The 23,845-nt window shown below is 68.4% G+C and carries 25 protein-coding genes; 13 read left to right on the plus strand and 12 right to left on the minus strand.

What is annotated here, in order from left to right; genetic code table 11:
• Window positions 1-15: 15 nt before the first annotated feature.
• The 3 genes from QRO93_RS06840 (at window position 16) to grxD (ending at window position 3,010) form a co-directional block, all read left to right on the plus strand.
• The gene (locus QRO93_RS06840) at window positions 16-1,290 is read left to right on the plus strand and encodes a pyridoxal phosphate-dependent aminotransferase (protein ID WP_053450757.1); all 1,275 of its coding nucleotides are present in this window, start codon (window positions 16-18) and stop codon (window positions 1,288-1,290) included.
• A 3-nt stretch (window positions 1,291-1,293) separates the two neighbouring features.
• On the plus strand, window positions 1,294-1,911 hold the full coding sequence (locus QRO93_RS06845; RefSeq protein ID WP_180879096.1) for an SGNH/GDSL hydrolase family protein: 618 nt from the start codon (window positions 1,294-1,296) through the stop codon (window positions 1,909-1,911).
• 172 nt (window positions 1,912-2,083) lie between these two features.
• Window positions 2,084-3,010, plus strand: coding sequence for a Grx4 family monothiol glutaredoxin (grxD, locus tag QRO93_RS06850; protein ID WP_180879098.1), 927 nt, complete (start codon window positions 2,084-2,086; stop codon window positions 3,008-3,010).
• 74 nt (window positions 3,011-3,084) lie between these two features.
• Here grxD and QRO93_RS06855 read toward each other — a convergent pair whose 3' ends face one another.
• Window positions 3,085-3,624 (minus strand): DUF924 family protein, encoded by a 540-nt coding sequence (locus QRO93_RS06855; RefSeq protein ID WP_053509590.1) that lies wholly within the window; start codon window positions 3,622-3,624, stop codon window positions 3,085-3,087.
• Window positions 3,625-3,667: 43 nt separating this feature from the next.
• Window positions 3,668-4,444, minus strand: a complete 777-nt coding sequence (locus QRO93_RS06860) for an AMP nucleosidase (protein ID WP_005414446.1) — start codon at window positions 4,442-4,444, stop codon at window positions 3,668-3,670.
• A gap of 159 nt (window positions 4,445-4,603) precedes the next feature.
• On the opposite strand from QRO93_RS06860, the gene QRO93_RS06865 reads away from it, so the two are divergent.
• From QRO93_RS06865 to QRO93_RS06885, 5 genes are all read left to right on the plus strand, one after another.
• Entirely contained in the window at window positions 4,604-6,013 is a 1,410-nt protein-coding gene (locus tag QRO93_RS06865) for an amidohydrolase (RefSeq protein WP_053509591.1), read from the plus strand.
• On the plus strand, window positions 6,013-7,296 hold the full coding sequence (locus tag QRO93_RS06870; RefSeq protein WP_080374963.1) for an amidohydrolase family protein: 1,284 nt from the start codon (window positions 6,013-6,015) through the stop codon (window positions 7,294-7,296). The genes QRO93_RS06865 and QRO93_RS06870 overlap by 1 nt, the downstream gene beginning before the upstream one ends.
• Before the next feature lie 20 nt (window positions 7,297-7,316).
• On the plus strand, window positions 7,317-7,949 hold the full coding sequence (locus QRO93_RS06875; RefSeq protein ID WP_053450760.1) for a 2-hydroxychromene-2-carboxylate isomerase: 633 nt from the start codon (window positions 7,317-7,319) through the stop codon (window positions 7,947-7,949).
• Window positions 7,950-8,044: 95 nt separating this feature from the next.
• Window positions 8,045-8,986: a DegV family protein gene (locus tag QRO93_RS06880; RefSeq protein ID WP_053450761.1), complete on the plus strand. Its 942-nt coding sequence runs from the start codon at window positions 8,045-8,047 to the stop codon at window positions 8,984-8,986.
• 77 nt (window positions 8,987-9,063) lie between these two features.
• The gene (locus QRO93_RS06885; protein WP_006469105.1) at window positions 9,064-9,402 is read left to right on the plus strand and encodes a hypothetical protein; all 339 of its coding nucleotides are present in this window, start codon (window positions 9,064-9,066) and stop codon (window positions 9,400-9,402) included.
• A 107-nt stretch (window positions 9,403-9,509) separates the two neighbouring features.
• On the opposite strand, the gene QRO93_RS06890 is transcribed toward QRO93_RS06885, so the two are convergent.
• The 4 genes from QRO93_RS06890 to QRO93_RS06905 all read right to left on the minus strand — a co-directional run bounded on the left by QRO93_RS06890 (window position 9,510) and on the right by QRO93_RS06905 (window position 14,624).
• Entirely contained in the window at window positions 9,510-10,922 is a 1,413-nt protein-coding gene (locus QRO93_RS06890) for an efflux transporter outer membrane subunit (protein ID WP_180879100.1), read from the minus strand.
• Complete coding sequence (locus tag QRO93_RS06895; protein ID WP_180879101.1) at window positions 10,919-12,001, minus strand: HlyD family secretion protein; 1,083 nt, start codon at window positions 11,999-12,001, stop codon at window positions 10,919-10,921. The genes QRO93_RS06890 and QRO93_RS06895 overlap by 4 nt, the downstream gene beginning before the upstream one ends.
• Before the next feature lie 23 nt (window positions 12,002-12,024).
• On the minus strand, window positions 12,025-13,539 hold the full coding sequence (locus tag QRO93_RS06900) for an MFS transporter (RefSeq protein ID WP_053450764.1): 1,515 nt from the start codon (window positions 13,537-13,539) through the stop codon (window positions 12,025-12,027).
• Between the two features lie 176 nt (window positions 13,540-13,715).
• Complete coding sequence (locus QRO93_RS06905; protein WP_049455908.1) at window positions 13,716-14,624, minus strand: LysR family transcriptional regulator; 909 nt, start codon at window positions 14,622-14,624, stop codon at window positions 13,716-13,718.
• Between the two features lie 141 nt (window positions 14,625-14,765).
• On the opposite strand from QRO93_RS06905, the gene QRO93_RS06910 reads away from it, so the two are divergent.
• Complete coding sequence (locus tag QRO93_RS06910; RefSeq protein ID WP_180879103.1) at window positions 14,766-15,212, plus strand: universal stress protein; 447 nt, start codon at window positions 14,766-14,768, stop codon at window positions 15,210-15,212.
• A gap of 5 nt (window positions 15,213-15,217) precedes the next feature.
• Complete coding sequence (locus QRO93_RS06915; RefSeq protein ID WP_180879105.1) at window positions 15,218-15,688, plus strand: hypothetical protein; 471 nt, start codon at window positions 15,218-15,220, stop codon at window positions 15,686-15,688.
• Window positions 15,689-15,722: 34 nt separating this feature from the next.
• On the opposite strand, the gene QRO93_RS06920 is transcribed toward QRO93_RS06915, so the two are convergent.
• From QRO93_RS06920 to QRO93_RS06940, 5 genes are all read right to left on the minus strand, one after another.
• A complete protein-coding gene (locus QRO93_RS06920) occupies window positions 15,723-17,168 on the minus strand; it encodes a GGDEF domain-containing protein (RefSeq protein ID WP_053450768.1) in 1,446 nt (481 codons plus the stop codon).
• 158 nt (window positions 17,169-17,326) lie between these two features.
• Window positions 17,327-18,157, minus strand: a complete 831-nt coding sequence (gene fghA / locus QRO93_RS06925) for an S-formylglutathione hydrolase (RefSeq protein ID WP_180879107.1) — start codon at window positions 18,155-18,157, stop codon at window positions 17,327-17,329.
• Between the two features lie 50 nt (window positions 18,158-18,207).
• Window positions 18,208-19,317 carry an S-(hydroxymethyl)glutathione dehydrogenase/class III alcohol dehydrogenase gene (locus QRO93_RS06930; protein ID WP_133935544.1) on the minus strand — a complete coding sequence of 370 codons (1,110 nt, stop codon included), beginning with the start codon at window positions 19,315-19,317 and terminating at the stop codon, window positions 18,208-18,210.
• Between the two features lie 58 nt (window positions 19,318-19,375).
• A complete protein-coding gene (gene frmR / locus QRO93_RS06935) occupies window positions 19,376-19,651 on the minus strand; it encodes a formaldehyde-responsive transcriptional repressor FrmR (protein WP_008266233.1) in 276 nt (91 codons plus the stop codon).
• A gap of 71 nt (window positions 19,652-19,722) precedes the next feature.
• The gene (locus QRO93_RS06940) at window positions 19,723-20,628 is read right to left on the minus strand and encodes a LysR family transcriptional regulator (RefSeq protein WP_053450772.1); all 906 of its coding nucleotides are present in this window, start codon (window positions 20,626-20,628) and stop codon (window positions 19,723-19,725) included.
• Between the two features lie 131 nt (window positions 20,629-20,759).
• On the opposite strand from QRO93_RS06940, the gene QRO93_RS06945 reads away from it, so the two are divergent.
• Complete coding sequence (locus tag QRO93_RS06945; protein WP_180879109.1) at window positions 20,760-21,863, plus strand: alkene reductase; 1,104 nt, start codon at window positions 20,760-20,762, stop codon at window positions 21,861-21,863.
• 59 nt (window positions 21,864-21,922) lie between these two features.
• Window positions 21,923-22,339, plus strand: coding sequence for a VOC family protein (locus QRO93_RS06950; protein WP_180879110.1), 417 nt, complete (start codon window positions 21,923-21,925; stop codon window positions 22,337-22,339).
• A 12-nt stretch (window positions 22,340-22,351) separates the two neighbouring features.
• Here the strand turns inward: QRO93_RS06950 and QRO93_RS06955 are convergent, their stop codons facing one another.
• Window positions 22,352-23,047 carry a DAPG hydrolase family protein gene (locus QRO93_RS06955; protein WP_180879111.1) on the minus strand — a complete coding sequence of 232 codons (696 nt, stop codon included), beginning with the start codon at window positions 23,045-23,047 and terminating at the stop codon, window positions 22,352-22,354.
• A gap of 84 nt (window positions 23,048-23,131) precedes the next feature.
• Between QRO93_RS06955 and QRO93_RS06960 the strand changes: the two genes are divergently transcribed.
• Window positions 23,132-23,785 carry a TetR/AcrR family transcriptional regulator gene (locus QRO93_RS06960; RefSeq protein ID WP_164087584.1) on the plus strand — a complete coding sequence of 218 codons (654 nt, stop codon included), beginning with the start codon at window positions 23,132-23,134 and terminating at the stop codon, window positions 23,783-23,785.
• Window positions 23,786-23,845 lie beyond the last annotated feature (60 nt).

Consider the following 23,845-nt stretch of genomic DNA (forward strand, 5'->3'; position numbering starts at 1 on the left):
GACGGCCCAGCCCCCATGTCCACCCCCTCGCCCAAGCCCCTGGCCATCCGCGAGCGCCTTTCCGAAGTGCGCTACGAAATCCGCGGAGAACTGGCGCGGCGAGCCCGGGAGCTGGAGGCGCAGGGCCGCAAGCTGATCAAGCTCAACATCGGCAACCCCGGTGCCTTCGGTTTCCGTGCGCCCGAGCACCTGCAGCGCGCGATCGCCGACGACATGGGCCGCACCGACCCGTACACCCACCAGCAGGGCCTGCCGGTCGCACGCGAAGCCATCGCTGGCTATTACGCCCGCCGTGGCGCGCCCGATGCGCACCCGGACCGCGTCTTCCTCGGCAACGGTGTCAGCGAACTGATCGACCTCTCGCTGCGCGCCCTGCTCAACCCGGGCGACGAAGTGCTGGTGCCCTCGCCCGACTACCCGCTGTGGTCGGCCTCGACCATCCTCAACGATGGCCGCCCGGTGTACTACCGCTGCGCGCCGGAGAACGGCTTCCAGCCGGACCCGAGCGAGATCGAGACGCTGGTCTCATCGCGCACCCGCGCCATCGTGCTGATCAACCCGAACAATCCCAGCGGCGCCAGCTATCCGCGTGAACTGCTGGAACGCGTGGTGGAGATCGCACGCCGCCACAACCTGCTGCTGCTGGTCGATGAGATCTACGACCAGATCCTGTACGACGACGCGGTGTTCCAGCCGGTCGCTCCGCTGGCCGGCGATCATCCGTGCCTGACCTTCAGCGGCCTGAGCAAGGTGCACCGCGCCTGCGGCTGGCGCGTGGGCTGGGCCCACCTCAGCGGCGACGATGCCCGGCTCGGCGACTTCCGGGCAGCACTGGACCTGCTGGGTGCGCTGCGCCTCTGCGCCAACGTGCCCGGCCAGTACGCCATCGAGGCCGCCGTGAACGGCCCGGACACCATTTCCGAACTGTGTACGCCCGGTGGCCGCCTGTATGAGACCCGGCGCGCGGTGATCGAGGCCTGCGAAGCCAGCGAGCACCTGTCGCTGGTCGCACCGGCCGGTGCGCTGTATGCGTTCCCGGCCGTGGTCGGCGCCGCCGCCAAGGGCTTCGACGACCACAACTTCGCGCTGGACCTGATGAACAACGAAGGCGTGCTGGTGGTGCCGGGTTCCAGCTTCAACGTGCCCTACCGCCACCACTTCCGCGTGACCCTGATGCCGGAAGCCTCGGTGATGCGCGATGTGTTCGCCCGCATCGACCGCGTGCTGGCCCGACGTGCCGAGGACGCGACCAAGGTCGTGCCGCTGAAGCCGCGCCGTTCGGTGGCCTGAGCGGTGGCGCTGTCCTATCTGGCGCTGGGCGATTCGTACACCATCGGCGAAGCGGTTGCGGTTGAAGGCCGTTGGCCGCACCAGCTGGCCGCCGCGCTGCGTGCGCAGGGCGTGGACCTGGCCGATCCGCAGACCATCGCCACCACCGGCTGGACCACCGATGAACTGGAGGCCGGTATCGACCTGGCCGCGCCACAGGGCCCGTTCGACTTCGTCAGCCTGCTGATCGGTGTCAACAACCAGTACCGCGGGCGCCCGCTGGACGAGTACCGTGCCCAGTTCGCGGCCCTGCTGCAGCGCGCGATCGGCTTTGCCGCCGGTCGCCCCGAGCGGGTGCTGGTGCTGTCCTTCCCGGATTGGGGCGCGACCCCGTTCGGCGCTGGCAGCGGCCGTGACCTGGCCGCGATCGAGATCGAGACCGACGAGTTCAACGCGGCCGCCGAGGTGATCAGCGCCCAGCACAACGTGGCCTTCGTCGATATCACCGACATCAGCCGCGCCCAGGGCGAGGACCCGGCGATGATCGCCGAGGATGGCCTGCATCCCTCGGCGCGGATGTACGCGCTGTGGAGCGAACGGGCGCTGCCGGTGGCCGCGCACCTGCTCGGCCGCGCCGGCTGACATCCCCCAGCGGGGCGGTCCGGGCCAGGATCAGGGCCGGCTGCGACACCCCGGACCTGGCAGCCCCCACCGCGCCGTGGGGCGATGCGACGCAATGTTCCTGCCCTGCTCATCCCGCGCGATGCCGCCGGGGGTAGAATTGATCATTCGAATTCCCGGAACCCCGACGTCCATGTCCCTCGATCCCGCCCTGCGTTCGCGCATCGAATCCATCCTCAACGACAACCGCGTCGTGCTGTTCATGAAGGGCCAGCCGTCGATGCCGCAGTGCGGTTTCTCGGCCAAGGCCGTGGGCGCCCTGCAGGACCTCGGCGTCGAGTTCGCCCACGTCAACGTGCTGGCCGACCAGGAAATCCGTGAAGGCATCAAGGCCTATGGCGACTGGCCGACCATCCCGCAGCTGTACATCGACGGCGAACTGGTCGGCGGCAGCGACATCGTGCTGCAGATGGCCGCCAGCGGCGAGCTGAGCAGCGTGCTGGGCCTGGCCGCGCCGGACCGCACCCCGCCGAGCATCACCGTGACCCCGGCTGCGGTGGAAATGCTGAAGGGCGCGCTGGCCGACGCCCCGGGCGCCGCGCTGCAGCTGACCATCGACGCCGGCTTCCAGCCGAACTTCCAACTGGCCCCGCACGACGAAGGCGCGATCGCCGCCGAGTCCAACGGCCTGCGCGTGCAGTTCGACCTGGCCAGCGCCCGTCGCGCCAACGGCATCACCATCGACTGGGTGGACGACATCCGCGGCAAGGGCCTGGCCATCGACAACCCGAACGCGCCCAAGCCGGTGCAGGAAATCAGCGTTCGCGATGCCGACGACCTGGTGCGTGCCGGCAACATCACCCTGGTGGACGTGCGCCCGGCTGACGAACGCGCCATCGCCGCCGTCGGCGTGCCGTTCAAGAGCTTCGACGGCAACGGCCGCGCCGCGCTGGAAGCCCTGCCGAAGGACACCGCGCTGGCCTTCATGTGCCACCACGGTGGCCGCAGCGCGCAGGCCGCCGAGCAGTTCCGTGCGCTGGGCTTCACCAAGGTGTTCAACGTCACCGGCGGCATCAACGCCTGGTCCGAAGAGGTGGACAACGGCGTGCCGAAGTACTGATCGGCAGCGGTTGAAACCTACGAAAAACGCCGGCGAACGCCGGCGTTTTTCTTGCATCCACGCATGGCGTGGATCTACCCCGCAAACCCGCCTTCGGCCAGGTAGTCCAGCTCTTCCGGCGCCGGAATGCGGCCCAGTACCGCGTTGCGATGCGGGAAGCGGCCAAAACGGCGGATGATGTCGCGGTGCAGTTCGGCGTACTGCAGGTATTCCTTGTCACCCAGCACGTCGAACATCGCCACCGAACGGTCCTGGTCCAGTGGATCCTCGGAGTGCTCGAACGGCAGGTAGATGAAGGCGCGCAGCTTCGGCACCAGCTGCAGGTCCAGGCCTTCCTCGATCGCGCGCATCGCGTAGTGCCGGGCCAGGCCATCGGTGGCGTAGGAATGGGCGGTACCGCGGAAGCAGTTGCGCGGGAACTGGTCCAGCAGCAGCATCAGCGCCAGCGCGCCCTCGGCGCTGCCCAGCCAATGCTCGCGCGCGCGCGACGCCGCGGCGAAATGCTCATCCAGGAACAACCGGCGGAACTGCGCGTCGAACGCATCGTCGCGGGCGAACCACTTTTCCGGGCCCGCCTCCTTCCAGAATTCCACCACTTGCGCGGCAACGTCCATCACCTACTCCCCAGGGCCGGCGCGCCGCGCCAGGCCATCATCATCATTCGTCGAAGCGCAGGTGGCGGACCGACTTGCCGTTGCGCCGGATAAGCTTAAGCGCCTCGATGCCGATCTGGATATGGTTTTCCACGAACTGGGAGCTGACCTTGGCATCGGAGGCCTCGGTCTTGACCCCGTCGGGGATCATCGGCTGGTCGGACACCAGCAGCAGCGCGCCGCTGGGGATGTGGTTGGCGAAGCCGGCGGCGAACACCGTGGCCGTTTCCATGTCGATGGCCATGCAGCGCATCGCCCGCAGCCGCTCCTTGAAGGCCTCGTCGTGTTCCCAGACCCGGCGGTTGGTGGTGTAGACGGTGCCGGTCCAGTAGTCGTGGCCGAGGTCGCGGATCATGGTCGAGACCGCACGCTGCAGCGCGAACGCCGGCAGCGCCGGCACTTCCGGCGGCAGGTAGTCGCCCGAGGTGCCCTCGCCGCGGATCGCGGCGATCGGCAGCACCAGGTCGCCCAGCTGGTTCTTGCGCTTGAGCCCGCCGCACTTGCCCAGGAACAGCACCGCCTTGGGCATCACCGCCGACAGCAGGTCCATGATGATCGCGGCATTGGGGCTGCCCATGCCGAAGTTGATCATGGTGATGCCGTCGATGGTGGCACTGGCCATCGGCCGGTCCAGGCCGATGACCGGCGCGCCGGTCAGCTCGGAAAAGGTATGCAGGTAGCCGCCGAAGTTGGTCAACAGGATGTGCTGGCCGAACTGGTCCAGGGGCACGCCGGTATAGCGCGGCAGCCAGTTGTCGACGATTTCCTGCTTGCTCTTCATGGGCCGGGGTCCGGGACGGCGGGGGACCGGCTATTTTCGGCCAGACCGGCGGTGCCGTCGAGCCGCCAGCGGCCGGCCTGTGAAGAAGGTCACTTGGCAAGCCCACCACGCCCCGGCTAGCGTCGGCGGTTGGACCAAGCCGCAAGCAAGGGGAACTGCATGGCATCGACGTTGTTGCGCGCCGGGGTGGCACTGGCGCTGCTTTCATTGAGTACGGCACCGGCGGTGGGCGCCTCGCGCTTCCTCGCCGATCCCTACCCCAGCACCTACCAGGCGCATCCCGATGCGCCGGTGCTGATCCAGAACGCCACCGTGCTGACCGGCACCGGCCAGCGCCTGGACAACGCCGACGTGCTGCTGCGCGAGGGCCGCATCGTAGCGGTCGGCCAGCAGTTGCAGGCCGACGCCGGCGTCACCCGCATCGATGCCCAGGGCAAGTGGGTCACGCCGGGCCTGATCGACGTGCACTCGCACCTGGGCGTGTATCCCAGCCCGGGCGTCGGCGCGCACAGCGACGGCAACGAGATGACCGCGCCGGTCACCGCCAACGTCTGGGCCGAACACTCGGTGTGGCCGCAGGACCCGGGCTTCGCCACGGCGCTGGCCGGCGGCGTGACCAGCATGCAGGTGCTGCCCGGTTCGGCCAACCTGGTCGGTGGCCGCGGCGTGACCCTGAAGAACGTACCGGCGGTGACCTACCAGGCGATGAAGTTCCCCGGCGCGCCGTGGGGCCTGAAAATGGCCTGCGGCGAGAACCCCAAGCGGGTCTACGGCGAAGGCAAGGGCGTGGCCCCGGCCACACGCATGGGCAACGTGGCCGGCTATCGCGCGGCCTTCATCGATGCCGCCGATTACATCGCCAAGAACAAGCCCAAGCCGGCCAAGCGCAAGGGCTGGTTCGGCAGCGACAAGGGCGACAGCGCCGGGGATGCGGGCGGCAAGCGCGACCTCAAGCTGGACACGCTGGCCGGCGCCATCCAGGGCGACATCCGCGTGCACATCCACTGCTACCGCGCCGACGAAATGGCCACCATGCTCGACCTGGCCAAGGAATTCGGCTTCAAGGTGGCCGCGTTCCACCACGGCGTGGAGGCCTACAAGCTGGCTGACCGGCTGGCCGCCGATGGCGTCTGCGGCGCGCTGTGGGCCGACTGGTGGGGCTTCAAGATGGAGGCCTTCGACGGTATTCCGGAGAACATCGCGCTGGTCGACCGGCCGAAGAACAGCTGTGCCATCGTCCATTCCGATTCACCCGAAGGCATCCAGCGCCTCAACCAGGAAGCCGCCAAGGTGATGGCCTCGGCGCGACGTGCACGCATGCCGGAGATCACACCCGAGCACGCCATCACCTGGATGACCGCCAACGCCGCCAAGGCGCTGGGCATCGAGGGCCAGACCGGCACCCTGGAGGCCGGCAAGATGGCCGATGTGGTGGTGTGGAACGGCAATCCCTTCAGTTCCTACGCGCTGGCCGAGCAGGTCTTCATCGACGGCCGCCGCCTGTACGACCGCAGTGCGCCGGCGGCGACGCCGCGTTCCGATTTCCAGCTTGGCCAGGAGGTGCGCTGATGAGGGTGCTCAAGCAGTGGCTGCACTCTGCCGCGAAGGGCAGCCGGGCCTGGCTCGGCGCTACCGCCATGGTGCTGGCGTGCATCTCCGCATCCGCACAGGCGCAGGACCTGCTGGTGCGCAACGCCACGGTGCACACCGCCAGCGCACGCGGCAGCCTGCAGAACGCCGACGTGCTGGTGCAGGGCGGCATCATCCGTGCGGTAGGCAACGGCCTGTCCGCGCCCGCTGGCGCAACCGTGGTCGAGGCCAGTGGCCGCCCGTTGACCCCTGCACTGTTCGGCGGCATCACCGAGACCGGCATCGAAGAAGTACTGGTCGAGAGGAGCACCGTCGACAGCGCACTGAAGATCGGCGAGCAACCGTTGCGGCCCGAGTTCGACGTGACCCTGGCCTACAACCCGGCCTCGGTGCTGATTCCGGTGACCCGGCTGGAAGGGATCGGCTTCACCGCACTGGGGGCAACCCCCGGCGGTGGCTTCGTGGCCGGCCAGGGCGGCGTGATGCGGCTCGATGGCAGCATCGATCCGATCGGCCCGCGCGCCCTGTTCCTGCGCATCGGCGCAGCCGCCTCGGAATTGACCGGCCAGTCGCGCGCCGCGCAGTGGATGCTGCTGCAGCAGATGATCGACGAGGCGCGTGGCCAGGTGGCCGCAGACTCGCCGCATGCGTTGCTGACCCCGGCCGGCCGCCGCACGTTGAGCCGCTACCTGGCCGGCCAGGGCCGCATCGTGGTGGAAGTGGACCGTGCCGCCGACATCCGCCAGCTGCTGCGTTGGGCCGCCCGCGAGAAGGTGAAGATCGCCATCGCCGGGGCCAGCGAAGCGTGGCAGGTGGCGCCGGAACTGGCCGCTGCCCACGTGCCGGTGTTCGTTGATGTGCTGGCCAACCTGCCGGCCAGCTTCGACCAGATCGGGGCCACGCTGGAGAATGCGGCACGCCTGCAGCGCGCGGGTGTGGCGGTCTCCTTCGTGCAGCGCGGCGACGCCACCCACAACGCCCGCAAGATGCGCCAGCTGGCCGGCAATGCGGTCGCCCATGGCCTGCCCTGGGCCGACGGCCTGGCCGGCCTGACCCGGGTACCGGCGCAGGCGTTCGGCGTGGCCGACCAGATCGGCAGCATCGAGCCCGGCAAGCGCGCCGACCTGGTGCTGTGGGAAGGCGACCCGCTGGACGTGGCGCACTATGCCGAACAGGTCTGGCTGGGGGGACGTGCGATGCCGATGCGCTCGCGCCAGACCGAACTGCGCGACCGCTACCTGCAGCGCAACGCGCAGCCCTGACCGTACACGAGGAAATTCCAATGGCCACGCTGCGCTGGTACTTCGACTTCGTCTCGCCGTATTCCTACCTGCACTGGCAGAAGCTGAAGCAGCTGCCGCAGTTCGCGCAGATCCAGCCGGTGCCGATTGCCTTCGGTGCGGTGCTGCATCACCTGGGCAACCTCGGTCCGGCCGAGATTCCCGCCAAGCGTCGTTTCATCTACCGCCAGCTGCTGTGGACCGCGCAGGCCGAGGGTACGCCCCTGCGATTCCCGCCGGGCCATCCGTTCAACCCGTTGTCGGCGCTGCGGCTGTGCCTGGCCGCCGGCGCCAGCGCACAGGCGGTGGATGTGTTGTTCGACTGGATCTGGCGCGACGGCAACGCCGCCGACAGTGCCGATGCGCTGCGCGAGCCGGCCGCGCGGCTGGGCATCGAGGATGCCGACCGTGCCATCGCCGAGCCGGCGGTCAAGGAGCAGCTGCGGCGCAATACCGAGGCCGCGATTGCCGCGGGCGTGTTCGGGGTCCCCACCCTGGCCATCGACGACGAGCTGTTCTGGGGCAACGACGCGCACCCGTTGATGGCCGCCGTGCTGGCCGACCCAGGCCTGCTGCTGCAGCCCGAATGGCAGCGCCTGGCCAGCCTGCCGGTAGCGGTGCAGCGCAACCGCTGAACAGGGCGTGGCGCGTTTCCCTCGCGCGCCACGCCCGGTTTTGAGATAGATTTCACGTTTCCGAACCTACAACCGCCCTGGAGGGGGAGCCGCGGATGCGCATCGGAATCGTCGTCGACTCGGCCTGCGACCTGCCGCAGGACTTCATTGCCGCGCACAACATCGTGCTGCTGCCGATCACCGTACGGATCGGCGAAGCCGTGCTGGCCGATCATCGCGATGAGCAGGCCACGCTGAGCTTCCTGCACGCGCACGTGGCCGAGCATGGTGCGGAAGCGGAAACCATCCCGTTCAGCGTCAACCAGATCCGTGACCTGTTCCTGCAGCAGCTGGTGATCGATTACGACCACGTGTTCTGCATGACCATCACCAAGACCCGCAGCCCGATCCACGACAACGCGCTGCAGGCCAGCTTCGCCATCCTCAACGACTACAAGCCGGTGCGGCAGGCGGCGGGCTACAACTCGCCGTTCGCGCTGCGCGTGCTCGATACCCAGAACCTGTTCGCCGCGCAGGCGGTGACCGCGGTGGAGGCGGTGCGCCTGCGCGACAGCAACGCCAGCGTGCAGCAGATCCGCGAGCGGCTGGAGGAACTGGCCGGCAACGTGCACGGCTACATGGTCACCCGCGACCTGTACTACATGCGCGCGCGTGCGCGGCACAAGGGCGACCGCAGCGTCGGCCTGCTCAGCGCCGCGCTGGGCAGCGCGCTGGACATCAAGCCGGTGCTGCACGGCTACCGCGGCGAGACCGGGCCGGTGGCCAAGATCAAGGGCTTCGACAACGCGGTGCAGAAGCTGTTTGCGGTGGTTGGCCAGCGCGTGCGTGCCGGACTGATGACGCCGACCGTGTGTGTCAGCTACGGCGGTGAGCTGGACGAGCTGCGCACCCTGCCCGGCTATGCACCGCTGAAAGAGGTCTGCGCCAGCCACGGCGTGACCGTGTACGAATCGGTGATGAGCCTGACCGGCATGGTCAACGTCGGCAAGGGCGCGGTCACCGTGGGCTTTGCCGATGGGCCGCATCGGTTCGAATGAGCGCTGGCGACGGCCGGAATCTGCACATCGATTCCACCACGACTGTGCCAGCCTTGCCGCACTTCAAGGAGAACACCATGCCTGCGCAGTACCACATCAGCCTGCCCGACCCGTCCAAGGCCCGCGGCAACGACCCTGACCTGTCCTTCCATTCGCAGGGCGCCGCCGGTTTCGCCGAAGAGCTGCAGGACGCACTGCGCAGCGGCACGCTGTTCGAGCGCTGGAAGGCCAAGCAGCCAGACCCGGATGCGGTGGAACCGCAGTGGGGCGTCACCGACCCGGACGCCACCGTGACCGGTGAGCAGAAGGACCTGCGCATCAACCTGGTGGCCACCACCCGCATCGACAGTGACGTGTTCAAGCAGCGCCTGCGCCTGCTGGCCGGTCATCACTGGGAACTGCGCGACGTGCGTTGAGGCCTGGCTCGGGTAGATGCCAACCCTGGTTGGCGCTTCCGGGAAAACCGCCAACCAAGGTTGGCAACTACCGGGTCACACACGGTAGTGCCGGCCGCTGGGCGGCACTACCAGCCACCGCCCAGCGCGCGGTACAGCTCCACCCGTGCAATCGCCGCGGTGGCCTGGCTGTTGGCCAGCGCAGCCTGGTTGTCCAGCGCGATGCGCTGGGTAGTCAGCACGTCCAGCATGTCGACCACGCCGGCCTGGTACTGCCGGCGCGCCGCACCCAATGCGGTCTCGCTTTCGTCCACCGCCACATGCAGCTGCACGGTACGCTGCTGCTCGGCTGCGTAGCCATCGATGGCATCATCCACTTCATGCCAGGCCTGCAGCACGGTGCGACGGAACTGTAGCGCCGATTGCTGCTGCTGCAGCCGGCTCAATGCGAGGTTGGCCTTCAACCGCCCGCCCTGGAAGATCGGCAGGCTGATCGACGGCCCGATGCTGAACCGGTGCGCGTTCCAGCCGTCCAGGTCATCCAGCTGCCTGGCCTGGAAACCGGCATCGCCATTCAAGGTGATGCGCGGCAGGAAGCTGGCCTGAGCCACGCCGATGCCCGCCGTCGCCGCATGCAATGCCGCTTCGGCACGGCGGATGTCCGGGCGACGTTCGGCCAGTTCGCTGGGCACGCCCACCGCCACCGTCGGCAACGCCGGCCAGTCACGGCGCGCGTCCTGCAGCTGTGCGTCCAGCGCCTGTGGCGGTTGTGCCAGCAGGAATGCCAGCGCATTGCGCAGCTGCGATTCACGATGCTGCAGCGGTGCGATGCGCGCCTGCAGCGAAGCGACCTGCGCCGCCGCACTGGAAACCTGCAAGGTGCTGGCCACACCCTGGCGCTGGCGCGCTTCGGTCAGGCGCTTGATATCGTAGGCGATGCTCAGATTGTCCTCGGTGATCGCCCGCAACTGCCGCGTCGCGCGCAGCTGCAGGTAGTCACGCGCGGTTTCCGCCAGCAGCGCGATGCGCACCGCGTGTGCATCCTCCTCGGCCATCTGCACGCGTGCATCGGCCGCTTCCACCTGGCGGCGCACGCGGCCCCACAGGTCCAGCTCCCAACTCAGGCCGATGCCGGCCTGGAACAGCCCGTAGTCCTCGCGCCCGCCGTTGCCGGACGGATCGCTCAAGCCCACCTCGCTGTTGCGTGCGCGTACGCCGCTGGCGGTTGCGCTGACGCTGGGCAGACGGTCGGCCGCGGTGGCACCGCGCGCGGCGCGACTCTGCTGCACGCGGTTGGCCGCCAACTGCAGGTCCAGGTTGGCCGCCAGCACCTGGCTCGCCAGCTGGCCCAGCAGCGGATCGTCGAAGCCGGCCCACCAGGCCGCGTCCTGGTCGATGGCGTTGCCGGCGACCGCCTCACCCTGCCAGTGGCTGGGCAGTTCTGCCTGCGGGCGTACGAAGTCCGGGCCCATCGTGCAGGCGGCCAGGGCCGTGCACAGGGTGGCCGCAACGAAGGTTCGGAACACGCTGCCAGCGCTCATGCGCCCTCCCCGTCCGTGCGGTCCTGCACGCGCTGCGCGCTCTGCACGCGCACGCGGCTGTCCAGGTCAACGCGGGCTTCCACCGACATGCCGGCACGCAGCTGCTCCAGCAGCGGCTGGCCCGGCTCCAGCACGATCTTCACCGGAATGCGCTGCACCACCTTGGTGAAGTTGCCGGTGGCGTTTTCCGGCGCGATGGCGGCAAAGGTAACGCCAGTCGCCGGTGCGATGCTGTCGATGTGGCCACGCAGCGACTTGCCCGGGAACACGTCCACCTTCAGCTCAACCTGCTGGCCGGCCTGCATGCGGGTCATCTGCGTTTCCTGGAAATTGGCGACCACGAACGCGCGCTTCAACGGCACCACGGCGGCCACCGGCGTGCCCGGGGTCAGGTAGGCACCCGCGCGTACCGCACGACGGCCGACCATGCCGTCGATCGGTGCGCGCAGCACGGTGTGCGACAGATCCAGTTCGGCGCGCGCCTGCGCGGCTTCGGCGCGTTGTACCGCGGCCTGCGCGGCCTGCACACCGGCTGTCAGGATGTCGGTGCGCTGGCGTGCGGTCGACAACGCGGCCTGGCCCTGCTGCAGGTGCGCACTGGCGACCGCCTGCTTCGACTGCGCCTGCTGCGCGTTCTGCACGGTGCCGGCACCGTCGCGGGCCAGTTCGCGGTAGCGCTGCTGGTCGGCGCTGGCCAGGGTCAGTTCGGAGCGGCTGACATCGACACTGGCCCTGGCCTGTTCGATCAGCGAGCCCTGCTGGGCCAGTGCGGCCTGTGCATTGGCCAGCTGTGCACGGGCGTTGGCCAGGTCGGCACGCGCTGCCTGCAGGGCGACCTGGTAGTCGCGGTCGTCGATGCGGGCCAGCACGTCGCCGGCCTTCACGGGTTGGTTGTCGTCCACCTCGACGCTGCTGACGAAGCCGGCCACCTTCGGTGCGACCACGGTGAAATCCGCATTGACGTAGGCGTTGTCGGTGCGCTGGTAGCGCCCGTCGCGCAGCAGCAGCCAGCTGCCGATCGCCAGGGCCAGCACGCCCAGCACAAGGCCGGTGTTGAGGGTTGTCTTGTTGAGGCTCATGGGGGAGTCCTTACGGGTGAGGGTCAGGCCACGGCACGTGGCGGGTGGACACGGGTGGCCCACGGCAGCAGCGGCAGGCAGCCCAGGGCCACCAGCGCGACCAGCCAGTACAGGTCCGCCGAGGTGAGCGCCTGCACCTGGGCGTGCAGGCGCGCGGGTAGATCGGCGCTGGCGGGCAGCCACGGCTGGTTGCCCAAGTGGTCGATCAGCGCGGTGGAATGGAGGTGGCGCCGTGTCTGTCCGACCGCATCAAGCACGCCACCGGCAAACACCGCCGAAAAGCCTTTGACGGTGTTGAACCAGGCTGAGGCATAGGGACCGTCCTGCGGCGCCAGGCCGGTGGTCGCCAGCAGCAGCAACGGCAGCACCGCCATCGGCTGTGCCACCACCTGCAGCAGTTGCACCCACAGGAAGGTGTCGCGGTTCCACTGCACATCCAGGTGTGCGCCCAGGAAGCACGCCGCCGCCAGCAGCAGCAGCCCGGCCGCCTGCACCCAGCGGCAGTCCACCGCACGCTGGTTCATCAGCGCAGCCACCAGCGGCAACGCAATGGCCTGCGGCAGTGCCACCCACAACAACATCGGCGCGGTCTGCAGCGGGCGGTAGCCCTGCACACTGGCGAGAAAGCCGGAGGGGATGGAAATGACCGCCAGCAGCACGAACAGCACGCCCACGCAGGTGACCAGCGAATAGCTGAGATTGCGATGGGCCAGCAGTTGCAGCTTGAAGAACGGCAGCGGGTGGAACCACTCGTTGATGAAGAACAACACCAGCAGGCCGGTGCCGCCGCCAAGCAGCACCGTGATCAGCGGCGAATCGAACCAGTTCAGGCGCGCGCCCTGGGTCAGCCCCAGCACCAGCATCACCAGTGCCGGCAACCCCAGGGCCAGGCCCACGCCGTTGAACTGGGCAAAGCGCTCCAGGCGCATCGGGTCCTGCGGCAGGCCCCAGCCGACCATCACCATGCCGGCCACGCAGAACGGCACGATCTGCCAGAACGCGAACTGCCAACCGGCGTGCTCGACCCACAGTGCGGCCAGCGGCGTGCCCATGCTCGGCCCGAACGTTGCGGTGAGCGCGTAGCCCGCCAGGCCATACAGCTTGATGCCCGGCGGCAGGAAGCGCAGCGCCACGCTCATCAGCAGCGGCGGCAACGCACCGCCGGCCAGGCCCTGCAATGCGCGCAGCAGCAGGAAAGTCGGCAGGTTCGGCGCCAGCGGGCACAGCACCCCCAGCACCATGAAGGCGGCGATCATCACCAGGCCGAAGCGGCGCAGCGAGAAGGTGGCCGCGCACCAGGGCGCGAAGGCCATCGCGCTGACCGACATGGCACTGTAGATGCCGGTGATCCAGTTGCCGTCATCGGCACTGAACCCCATCCCACCGCGGATGTCGGCCAGCGCGACCTTGGTGACGTTCTCGTTGAAGCCCGACAGCAGCACCACCAGCAGCACGCCGCACAATCCGACCACGATGCGGCGATCGAACGCGGGGGCAAGCGGGGCGGCCGGGGCCTGTGGCACGGTGATCGCGCTCATGGGCGCGGGCCGATCCGTGCGGCGCACGGCAGGTGAAGCGACATGGCGTGCGCTCCGTGAATGTGGGGAGCGCAGTCTAGGCAGGCCCACTGCTGCGAAAAATGGCGTGGATGCGATGCCAGGCGTGCGTGAGACGCACGGGTTTGGGTGGGTGCCGACCGTTGGTCGGCACACGATTACACAGCGTCGGCGTCGCACATGCTCTTGATCGCACGGCGCAGCCAGCGGTGCGCCGGGTCGTTGTCCATGCGCGGGTGCCAGGCCTGCACCAGCGCCACAGTGCGTACTGGCACCGGCAACGGGAACATGCGCAGTGGCAGCCCCATGTAAGCGATGCGATCGAGCATCACGCTGGGCATCTGCGGCAGCACCAGGTCCGAGGCGGCTGCAGCAAAGATCGCGCCATGGAAGGTGGGGATGACCATCGCCACCCGCCGCTGCAGGCCCAGCTGTGCCAGTTCGTCGTCGATCGGCCCATGCGCGATGCCGCGCCGCGAGACGGCGATGTGGTCGCAGGCGGCAAACCGTTCGGCGGTGATATCGCCGTCGAACAGCGGATGATCCTTGCGCGCTGCGCCCAGCAGGGCCGTGGTGAACAGGTTCTGCACCTTGGTTTCCTGCGTATGCTTGCCGGCAGTGCTGATATACAGGTCGATCCGGCCCTGCACCATCGCGTCATCGTCGGTATCGCCTTCGGGCATGAACCGCAGCGTGCAGCCTGGCGCGTGCTCGCGGAACACGTCCCGCAGGCGGCCGCCGTAGCTGCCGATGAACACGTCGTTGGCGCGGATGCTGAAGGTACGTTCCAGGGTCTGGATGTCCACCTCGCGCCCTTCGTTGAACACCCGATGGGCCTGCTCGATCACGTCGCGCACCTGCTCGCGCAGTTCCAGCGCGCGTGGGGTCGGCGCCAGGCCGCGGCCGGCGCGTACCAGCACCGGGTCGCCCAGCGCGTCGCGGATCCGCCCCAGGGTGCGGCTCATGGCCGGCGCGCTCAGATTCATGCGCCGAGCCGCTCCGGCGACGCTGCCTTCGTCCAGCAGGATATCCAGGGCCAGCAGCAGGTTGAGATCGGGCAAGGGCATGGCAGTCTCCAATAAATGGAGTGACTCTACGACACTCCAAGTAAAAGTCGATTGCATGCCATGCACGTATTGCCTGCGCCGCACGGCATGGGTGCGCGCGGCGACATCGGCGACCATCCCCGGCCTGCAAAGGAGACATCCATGTTCAATACCCTGCTGGTCGCCCTGGACGGTGGCCCCCAGCACGCGCGCGTGCTGGACCTCGCCGCGGCCATCGCCGGCCCGCGTAGTCGCCTGCACCTGCTGTGCGTGCTCGATCCCGAGTTCGCGCTGGCCGCCGATGCCAGCGAAGCCGACCGCATCGAATATCCGGAGGCCGCCCGCCAGCGCTCGCGCGCCGAAGCGGTGCTGGCCGAAGCCTTGGCCGAACTGCGCGAACGCGGCGTCGATGCCATGGCCCAGATTCCCTCCGGCGACCCCGGCGAAGTCATCAGCGAACAGGCCAAGCGCCTGAAGTGCGACCTGATCGTGATCGGTCACCGCCACCTGTCCCGCCTGCAACGCCTGTTCGAACCCTCGATCGGGCAATGGACCATCGACCACGCGCCCTGTCCCGTGCTGGTGGAAACCCGCGACCCCCAACCCTAGCTGCCATGGCCTCCCGTTCCCCCTTGTTTCCTACCCGCGTCAACTACCGGGCATTCGGCCGCCAGTTGGGTCGTGGCGAACAGGCGCTGCTGGCGTCAATACGCCAACTGCGCGAGCCCGACCTGCGGGCCGATGGGCTGGCCGGGTTGAGCGACCTCGGCCTTGATCCCGAGGGCTGCGGAGCGTTCATCAACCTGCTGCCGCTGCTGGCCACGGCTGCAGCGCCGATCGACCTGCTGCGGTCCGGCTCCCCGTTCATCGCCGCCAGCGAACTGGACCTGCTGGCCTGCCTGCTGCGTATTGCACAGTGGCGGCACGCACGCCCCCGCGACGACGACACGCTGGCGCCGTTGCGCCGGCAACTGGCACGCTGTGCATTCGTGGTGCACGCGGCGAAGCTGCCACTGCGGCAGCGCTCGTTGTCACCGGTCGGGCTCCGCCTGCTCGATCCGGCCGGCTGGCTGCGGCAGCGATGATGCGCACGCGCAGGCACCACGGGAACCATGGCCTTCAGCAATCCATCGTGCCGTGCGTGCTGCCTTCGTCATCGAGCACATGCGCGTGCAGCACCACCTGATTGCGGCCGGCCCGCTTGGCGGCATACAGGCCGGCATCGGCGTCCGCCAGCAACTGATCGGCACTGGCCAGGGCCGGTGGATGCAGGTAGCCCACGCCGATGCTGATACTGACCGACCCTTCCGGCAGCGGCAGGGCCTCCACCGCCTCGCGCAGCCGTTCGGCCAGCGCCAGCACGCCCGACAGCGCGCTTCCAGGCACGATCACCGCGAATTCCTCGCCGCCATAGCGCGCCACGCTGTCGCCAGCGCGGCCGGCGATGGCCTTCAACACCGCGGCCACGGCCTGCAGGCAGCGATCGCCAGCCGGATGGCCGTGCTGGTCGTTGAAGGCCTTGAAATGGTCGATGTCCACCAGCAGCAGGCCCAGCGGGCTGCCACTGCGCCGTGCGCGGTTCCACTCCGCCAGCAGCAGCGCGTCGAACTCGCGGCGGTTGGCAACCCCGGTCAGGCCATCCTGGCGCGCCAGCTGGTCCAGGCCGGCCTGGCGTTCCATCAGGTCGGTCTGCAGCAGGATGCTGCGCAGGCCGAAGCCCAGCGTGGCCACCACGAAGCCACTGACCGCCAGCGGTCGCGCGTGGTCGACCACCAGCGTGCCCACCACCAGCAGCAGCAACGGCAGGATCATCGGCCCTGCAGCCTGCACGGTGCGCGCCAGCCGTGGATGCGGCGCCGAGCCCGGCACCGGCGCCCGGCTCAGCGCCAGCAACGCCAGCAGCAGGAACGGCAGGTCGATCAGTAGATCGTTGTAGGCGCCGAAGGAATCACCCGAGGTGTAGTGGTTGATGTAGTAGGCCACCAGCAGGTACGCCAGCGCGTACAGCGCCAGCACCCGGAAGAAGCCGCGCCGCTCGGGCACATCACCGGCCAGCCAGCGCACCACCGCGAACCCCGCGATGCACAGGTTCTGGATATCGAACATGCGCTGCATGCTGGCCATCGCCGAATCGTCGATATCGATACGGGCGGCGAACGATTGCGTATGCACGAAGAACAGCACGCCCAGCAGCGCCGCCATCGCGGCGTCGATCAGGCTGATGCTCAGGCGCTCACGGCGCGCGCGGGCCAGGATGAACACCAGCGGGACGCCGTACAGCACGTACAGGAACAGGCTGGCCTGCGGCGTGATATCGGCGCGGCCGGCGCCGAGTGCATCGATCATGTTGAAGGCCATGCCGCCGGCCCACAGCAGCAGCGCCAGCGCCGTGGCACGCCAGCCAAGCGCGGCACGGTCGCGACGTGCCCGCCACAGGCAGGCCATCGCCGCCAGCAGCGGCGCGCCGGTCAGGAAAACGAAGGAGCCCACGCCGGTCGCCCCCGGCCACAGGGCCACGACCAAGCCATGGCACAGCACGTACAGCAGCGCCAGCACTACCGGCATGCCTCCCCCGATCCGCAAGGCCGTATGCGCGCACGATAGCGCGGCGTCGCGCCACGATGGCGTGATCCAGCGCAGAAAAAGGGGACGGAGGGGATTAGGTCGCTTTCGGCACAATGGCAAAAGCGACTTAATCCCCTCCGTCCCCTTTTTCGGGGGTGTCAGCCTTGGAGGGCGCGGGCGTGGTGTGCCACGTGCTCGCCGATGAAGCTGGCGATGAAGTAGTAGCTGTGGTCGTAGCCGGGCTGCAGGCGCAGGGTCAGCGGGTGGCCGGCCGCATCGCAGGCCTGCTGCAGGCGCTCGGGCTGCAGCTGGGTCTGCAGGAACTCGTCGGCCCCGCCCTGATCGACCAGCAGGGGCAGGCGCTCACTGGCCGTCGCCACCAGCGCGCAGGTATCCCACTGCGCCCAGTCGGCCGGGTTGTCGCCCAGGTAGGCGTGGAACGCCTTCTGCCCCCATGGCACATGGCTGGGCGCGACGATCGGCGAGAACGCCGACACGCTGCGGTAGCGCCCCGGATTACGCAGCGCGATCACCAGCGCACCGTGGCCGCCCATCGAATGGCCACTGATCGCACGCGCGCCGGTCGCGGGGAAGCTCGCCTCGATCAGCGCCGGCAGTTCCTGCGCAACATAGTCATGCATGCGGTAGTGCTTCGCCCACGGTGCGCGGGTGGCATTGAGGTAGAACCCTGACCCTTTGCCCAGGTCGTAGCCTTCGGCATCAGCCACGTCATCGCCGCGCGGGCTGGTGTCGGGCGCAACGATGATCACGCCGTGCTCGGCTGCGTAGCGCTGCGCGCCGGCCTTGGTGATGAAGTTCTGCTCGGTGCAGGTCAGCCCGCTCAACCAGTACAGCACTGGCAGCGCCTGTGTCTCCGCCTGTGGCGGCAGGTACACGGCGAACTGCATGTCGCAGCCCAGCGTGGTCGAATGATGACGGTAGACGTCCTGCCAGCCACCGAAGCAGGCGCGGTGTTCGATGCGTTCCATGGGTTCCTCCCGAGGGGCGGCAGGCCCTCAAGCCTGCCACCCGGCGCGGCTCAGTAGTGGACCACCGAACGGATCGACTTGCCTTCATGCATCAGGTCGAAGGCGTCGTTGATCTTGTCCAGGTCCATGGTGTGGGTGACGAACGGGGCCAGTTCGATATCGCCCTTCATCGCGTCCTCGACCATGCCGGGCAGCTGGCTGCGACCCTTCACGCCGCCGAAGGCGGTGCCCATCCACTTGCGGCCGGTTACCAGCTGGAACGGACGGGTGGAGATTTCCTGCCCAGAACCGGCCACGCCGATCACCACGCTCTGGCCCCAGCCACGGTGCGCGCATTCCAGCGCCGCGCGCATCACGTTGACGTTGCCGATGCATTCAAAGCTGTGGTCCACGCCCCAGGTGGTCATTTCAACGATGACCTGCTGGATGGGCTTGTCGTGGTCCTTCGGGTTGATGCAGTCGGTAGCACCGAACTCGCGGGCCAGCTCGAACTTGGAGGGATTGGTGTCCACCGCGATGATGCGGCCGGCCTTGGCCTGGCGCGCGCCCTGGATCACCGCCAGGCCGATGCCGCCGAGGCCGAACACCGCCACGCTGTCGCCTTCCTGCACCTTGGCGGTGTTGTGCACCGCGCCGATGCCGGTGGTGACGCCGCAGCCGAGCAGGCAGACGTGTTCCGGGTTCGCGTCCGGATTGATCTTCGCCAGCGAGACTTCGGCCACCACGGTGTACTCGCTGAAGGTCGAGCAGCCCATGTAGTGGTACAGCGGCTCGCCGTTGTAGCTGAAGCGGCTGGTGCCGTCGGGCATCACGCCCTTGCCCTGGGTGGCACGCACCGACACGCACAGATTGGTCTTGCCGCTCTTGCAGAACAGGCACTCGCCGCACTCGGCGGTGTACAGCGGAATTACGTGGTCACCCGGCTTGACGCTGGTCACGCCCTCGCCCACTTCCACCACGATCCCCGCGCCTTCATGGCCCAGCACCACCGGGAACAGGCCTTCCGGATCATCGCCGGACAGGGTGAACGCATCGGTGTGGCAGACACCGGTGTGGGTGATCTTCACCAGCACTTCGCCCTTCTTCGGCGGGGCGACGTCGATCTCGACGATCTGCAGCGGCTGGCCGGGACCAAAGGCGACGGCGGCACGGGACTTCATGGTGGCTTCTCCAAAGACAGGCAATGACAGGATGCGCGGCGCAATGTTGCGCCGTCGTTTACTTCAGGTACGAGCGGATCAACGCGCTCATGTCGCGCACGCGCTCGGCGCGTTGTTCGTCGGAGGCCGCAGGCTGGCCGAATTCCTCGCGCAGATGCGCCTCCATCACCTCGGACATCAGGCCGTTGACCGCGCCACGGATGGCGGCGATCTGCTGCAGCACCGGCGCGCAGTCGGCACCGGCTTCCAGCGCGCGGTCCAGCGCATCGCACTGGCCGCGGATGCGGCGCACGCGCGCCAGCACCTTCTTTTTCTCTTCGGGGGAGTGCGGCATGCCGAAGGCCACCTCAGAACTATACTGGGGGATAGTATACACGCAGCCCCGGGCGGCTCAATCCCGCGCGCTCAATCGAACAACCCCTCGCCCGCCAGCCGCGTCAGTTCATCCACCACGTAGCGCACTTTCGGCCGCAGGTGACGGGTTGGCGGCCACAGCGCGTGGATGTCGATGTGGCGCTGCATGTGCGCGTCCAGCACCGATTGCAGCGCGCCGGATTGCAGGTGACGGCGTACCAGCGACGCCGGCATCTGGCAGATGCCCAGCCCGGCGATGGCAGCATCGATCACCGCATCGCCGTCGTTGAGCTGGTAGGCCGCGTTGGGGATGAAGGTTCCTTCGGCATCATCACTGCCGATCCGCCACGCTACCGGCTGCCCGTGGCGGAAGCCGACGATGCTGCGGTGCTGTGCCAGTTCCTCCACACTGCCCGGCACGCCGTGCGCCTGCAGGTAGGCCGGCGCGGCGCAGGTGACCAGGCGCTGGCGGCCCAGCCGGCGCGCGACCAGGTGCTCGGCCTGGTGCAGGCCGCCGAAACGGATCAGCAGGTCGATGCCTTCCTCGACGGGATCGACGAAGTGATCGGTGAAGGTCATCGTCAGCTGCAGGTCCGGGTATTGCCGGCACAGGCGCAACAGCACCGGCAGCACCACCAGCCGCCCGAACGAGGACGGCATGTCGATGCGCAGCCGCCCGCTGGGCAGGCCGGCCGAGCCCAGGCAGGCCTCGGCGGCGGAGATCTCTTCCAGCGCTGCCGCACACGAAGCGTAATAGGCCTCGCCATCGGTGGTCAGCGCGATGCGCCGCGTGGTGCGATGGAACAGGCGCACGCCCAGCCGCGCTTCCAGCCGGGCGATGGCCTTGCCCACGGCCGAGCGCGAGATGCCCAGCGTATCGGCGGCCTCGGTGAAACTGCCCGAGCGGGCCGTGGTGACGAACGTGACCAGGCCATTCAAGGATTCCAGCGGCAGCATCTTCAATCCCTCATTAGGGACAAATAGTCCCGCACCAAGGGAAATCGAAGCGCTTTATGCGCCCGCATGTCAACTCCATCCTGTGTGCATGGCGCCGCTGGCGCCCCTCCCCCCGCACCGAGATGATCGACATGACCGCTGCCCTTTTCCACCCGTTCGACCTGGCCGGCACTGCCCTGCGCAACCGCATCGCGATGGCGCCGATGACCCGTGCCCGCAACCCCGGGTCGGTCGCCAACGACCTCACCGCGCAGTACTACCGGCAGCGTGCCAGTGCCGGCCTGATCATCAGCGAAGGCACGCCGGTCTCGCCGCAGGGCCAGGGCTACATCGACGTGCCGGGCATCTGGTCGGCCGAACAGGTGGCGGGTTGGAAGCAGGTCACCCAGGCGGTGCATGCCGCGCAGGGCACGATCTTCGCCCAGCTCTGGCACGTGGGCCGCATGTCGCATGCCTCGCTGCAGCCCGGAGGTGGCCAGCCGGTCAGCGCCGGCACCCGCCCGGTCGCCAGCGCACCGAAGAACACCTCGTTCGTGTACCTGGACGACGGCAGCCGCGGCCATGCCGATCCCACCCCGGCGCGTGCGCTGGACACGGCCGAGATTCCCGGCATCGTCGACGACTTCGTGCGCGGTGCCGACAACGCCATCGCCGCCGGCTTCGACGGCATCGAACTGCATGCCGCCAACGGCTACCTGTTCGAACAGTTCCTCAACCCGCTCATCAACCAGCGCGAGGACCGCTACGGCGGCTCGCTGCCGAACCGTGCGCGGTTGATCCTGGAGACGGTGGATGCGATGGCCGAACGCATCGGCGCGCACCGCATCGGCGTGCGGCTGGCCCCGAACAACCTCACCTTCGACATGCCGTTCTACCCCGACAACGAAGCCACCTATCTGTACCTGGCCGAGGAACTGGGAAAGCGTGGGCTGGCCTACGTGCACCTCAACGACAATCTGCAACAGGGTGAATCGGTGCTGGGTGAGGCGTTCCTGCAGCAGTTCAAGCAGGCCTATGGCGGCACGCTGATCCTGGCTGGCGGCATGACCCGCGAGCGCGCCCTGCAGCTGGTCGAGGCCGGCACCATCGATCTGGCTGCGTTTGGCCAACCGTTCATCGCCAACCCGGATCTGGTCGAGCGCCTGCAGCACGACATCGCACTGGCCACTCCGGACCGCAGCAGCTACTACGGTGGCGGCGAAGCCGGCTATCTCGATTACCCGCGCGCCGTGTAGGTCCACCCCATGCGTGGATGCGGGCGTACACTGCCTGTCCGCATCCACTGAGCCGGCCTATGGATACGCCCACCGCACCGTTCATCGTCAATCTTGACGTCCCCGATCTGGCCGCGGCTGAAGCCTTCTATACCGAAGCCTTCGGCCTGCGCATCGGCCGCCGCCTCGGCCCGGGTGCGGTGGAACTGCTCGGCGGGCCGACCCCGCTGTACCTGCTGCACAACGAGGAAGGCAGCGCCGCCACCGAGGACGGCGACGTGCGCGACTACGAGCGCCATTGGACGCCGCTGCATCTGGACTGGGTGGTGGATGACATCGCGGCCGCGCTGGCGCGTGCGGTTGCTGCTGGAGCAACGCTGGAGCAGCCGGTGCGCGAGCGTCACTGGGGCCACATCGCGGTACTGGCCGATCCGTTCGGCCACGGCTTCTGCCTGATCCAGTTCAGTGGCGAAGGCTACGACGCGCTGGTTGACTGACCGGCGCGCCGGTCACCACGGCAACGGCACCGCCTCGCCGTTGGCGCGCTCGCCGTAGTACAGCGACGGCAGCAGGCGCGAGAGGAAGCTGAACTCCGTGTAGCAGTGCTTGAGCAGGCCCAGTCCGACCGCATCGCTGGCATCGCGCTGCGGCTCGGCGCTGTCCAGGCCCAGCACGAATCGGCTGCGCAGGACGCAGCCGAACGGTGTATCGCGCGCGACGTGCAGCATCTGCCCATCGCAGGGGTCGCCGTGCACATCCAGGCGCACATGATCGCCAAAACCGATGCGTGCGGCGATCACCGCCGACACATCACCCGCATCCTGCGCCGCCTGCAGGCGCTCGGGTGCAAGCAGCGTGCGCGGGTCATGAAACTTCAGCCGCGCTGCCACCGGCGGAATGTCGGCCAGCGATTCCACCGCATGGATGCTGGCGCCATGGTAGCTGCGGCCGCGCTGCCAGGCTGCGTCCCAGCCGCGATGCTCGACGTGATCGAGCGGATGCCACCAGCGGATGTGCTGGGTGGTCTCGAAGAAGGTGAACCACCAGTCGAGCATGCGGCCCTTGCAGCCGTGCAGATCGGTACGAACGGCCACCCGCAGAGTGCCGTCTTCGCGGCGCTGGATGCCGGTCTCCAGACGCATCGGCGCCGGGTCGAGCAGATCGTGGTGGTCCAGCCAGGCGCGAGCGTTCACAGCGGTATCCATCGACGTTTCCTGTGGGTTGGAGATTCAACAATACGGAAACGATATTCGTTTCGCAATTAATCGGATGCGGTAAGATGGGGCGCAATGAACAGCACCACCCTGCCCGAGCCCACAACGCCGACCCGTCGCCGCGGTCGCCCCGCGCGACCGGAAGCCGAAGTCCGCCATGCGGTACTGCAGGCCACCCTGGAACTGCTGCTGGCACAGGGTTACGAAGCGACCACCATCGAAGCGGTGGCAGCGCATGCCGGGGTAGCGAAGAAGACCGTGTACCGCCATGCCAGCAACCGCGAGGAACTGGTGGGGTTGGCGGTGCGTGAGTGGACCGACGGCTTCGCGCCGCAGCTGCAGCGTGATGCCCGCAACGCCGACGAAGTGCTGCCGCTGCTGCACGCGATCCTGCAGGCGGTCTGCGCACAAGCGCTGTCGGCGCAGGCAGTGCAGGTGTTCCGCCTGCTCGCCACCGACTTCCCCGGCAAGGACGCGCTGCTGCAGGCCTATCTGGACAACGGCATCGAACGCGGCCGCGTGCTGCTGGCCGACTGGCTGGCGCGGCAGCAGCAGCGCGGGCTGCTGCGCGATGCAGACCCCGCGTGCACGGCAAGGCTGATCCTGGCGATGGCCGTGGCCGAGCCACTTCGCGAGCGCGTGATCGGCGTGGTGGCCGAGGATGCGCCGGTGGACGTGCATCTACATGAGTGCGTGGCGTTGTTGGGGCCGGTGTTGCAGGTGCCGTAGCCTGGCGCCATCCAGGAATGCCCTGTCCCGGTGGGTGCCGACCGTTGGTCGGCACTCCTG

Origin of the sequence: Stenotrophomonas maltophilia group sp. Smal17 (genome assembly GCF_030237045.1) — a bacterium.
GTDB lineage: Bacteria > Pseudomonadota > Gammaproteobacteria > Xanthomonadales > Xanthomonadaceae > Stenotrophomonas > Stenotrophomonas forensis.

Bases quoted from the DNA above. Each gene is read 5' to 3' on its own strand.
- QRO93_RS06840 (WP_053450757.1), top strand. From the start codon at position 16: ATGTCCACCCCCTCGCCCAAGCCCCTGGCCATCCGCGAGCGCCTTTCC.
- grxD (WP_180879098.1), top strand. From the start codon at position 2,084: ATGTCCCTCGATCCCGCCCTGCGTTCGCGCATCGAATCCATCCTCAAC.
- QRO93_RS06855 (WP_053509590.1), bottom strand. From the start codon at position 3,624: ATGGACGTTGCCGCGCAAGTGGTGGAATTCTGGAAGGAGGCGGGCCCG.
- QRO93_RS06860 (WP_005414446.1), bottom strand. From the start codon at position 4,444: ATGAAGAGCAAGCAGGAAATCGTCGACAACTGGCTGCCGCGCTATACC.
- QRO93_RS06865 (WP_053509591.1), top strand. From the start codon at position 4,604: ATGGCATCGACGTTGTTGCGCGCCGGGGTGGCACTGGCGCTGCTTTCA.
- QRO93_RS06870 (WP_080374963.1), top strand. From the start codon at position 6,013: ATGAGGGTGCTCAAGCAGTGGCTGCACTCTGCCGCGAAGGGCAGCCGG.
- QRO93_RS06875 (WP_053450760.1), top strand. From the start codon at position 7,317: ATGGCCACGCTGCGCTGGTACTTCGACTTCGTCTCGCCGTATTCCTAC.
- QRO93_RS06880 (WP_053450761.1), top strand. From the start codon at position 8,045: ATGCGCATCGGAATCGTCGTCGACTCGGCCTGCGACCTGCCGCAGGAC.
- QRO93_RS06885 (WP_006469105.1), top strand. From the start codon at position 9,064: ATGCCTGCGCAGTACCACATCAGCCTGCCCGACCCGTCCAAGGCCCGC.
- QRO93_RS06890 (WP_180879100.1), bottom strand. From the start codon at position 10,922: ATGAGCGCTGGCAGCGTGTTCCGAACCTTCGTTGCGGCCACCCTGTGC.
- QRO93_RS06895 (WP_180879101.1), bottom strand. From the start codon at position 12,001: ATGAGCCTCAACAAGACAACCCTCAACACCGGCCTTGTGCTGGGCGTG.
- QRO93_RS06900 (WP_053450764.1), bottom strand. From the start codon at position 13,539: ATGAGCGCGATCACCGTGCCACAGGCCCCGGCCGCCCCGCTTGCCCCC.
- QRO93_RS06905 (WP_049455908.1), bottom strand. From the start codon at position 14,624: ATGCCCTTGCCCGATCTCAACCTGCTGCTGGCCCTGGATATCCTGCTG.
- QRO93_RS06910 (WP_180879103.1), top strand. From the start codon at position 14,766: ATGTTCAATACCCTGCTGGTCGCCCTGGACGGTGGCCCCCAGCACGCG.
- QRO93_RS06915 (WP_180879105.1), top strand. From the start codon at position 15,218: ATGGCCTCCCGTTCCCCCTTGTTTCCTACCCGCGTCAACTACCGGGCA.
- QRO93_RS06920 (WP_053450768.1), bottom strand. From the start codon at position 17,168: ATGCCGGTAGTGCTGGCGCTGCTGTACGTGCTGTGCCATGGCTTGGTC.
- fghA (WP_180879107.1), bottom strand. From the start codon at position 18,157: ATGGAACGCATCGAACACCGCGCCTGCTTCGGTGGCTGGCAGGACGTC.
- QRO93_RS06930 (WP_133935544.1), bottom strand. From the start codon at position 19,317: ATGAAGTCCCGTGCCGCCGTCGCCTTTGGTCCCGGCCAGCCGCTGCAG.
- frmR (WP_008266233.1), bottom strand. From the start codon at position 19,651: ATGCCGCACTCCCCCGAAGAGAAAAAGAAGGTGCTGGCGCGCGTGCGC.
- QRO93_RS06940 (WP_053450772.1), bottom strand. From the start codon at position 20,628: ATGCTGCCGCTGGAATCCTTGAATGGCCTGGTCACGTTCGTCACCACG.
- QRO93_RS06945 (WP_180879109.1), top strand. From the start codon at position 20,760: ATGACCGCTGCCCTTTTCCACCCGTTCGACCTGGCCGGCACTGCCCTG.
- QRO93_RS06950 (WP_180879110.1), top strand. From the start codon at position 21,923: ATGGATACGCCCACCGCACCGTTCATCGTCAATCTTGACGTCCCCGAT.
- QRO93_RS06955 (WP_180879111.1), bottom strand. From the start codon at position 23,047: ATGGATACCGCTGTGAACGCTCGCGCCTGGCTGGACCACCACGATCTG.
- QRO93_RS06960 (WP_164087584.1), top strand. From the start codon at position 23,132: ATGAACAGCACCACCCTGCCCGAGCCCACAACGCCGACCCGTCGCCGC.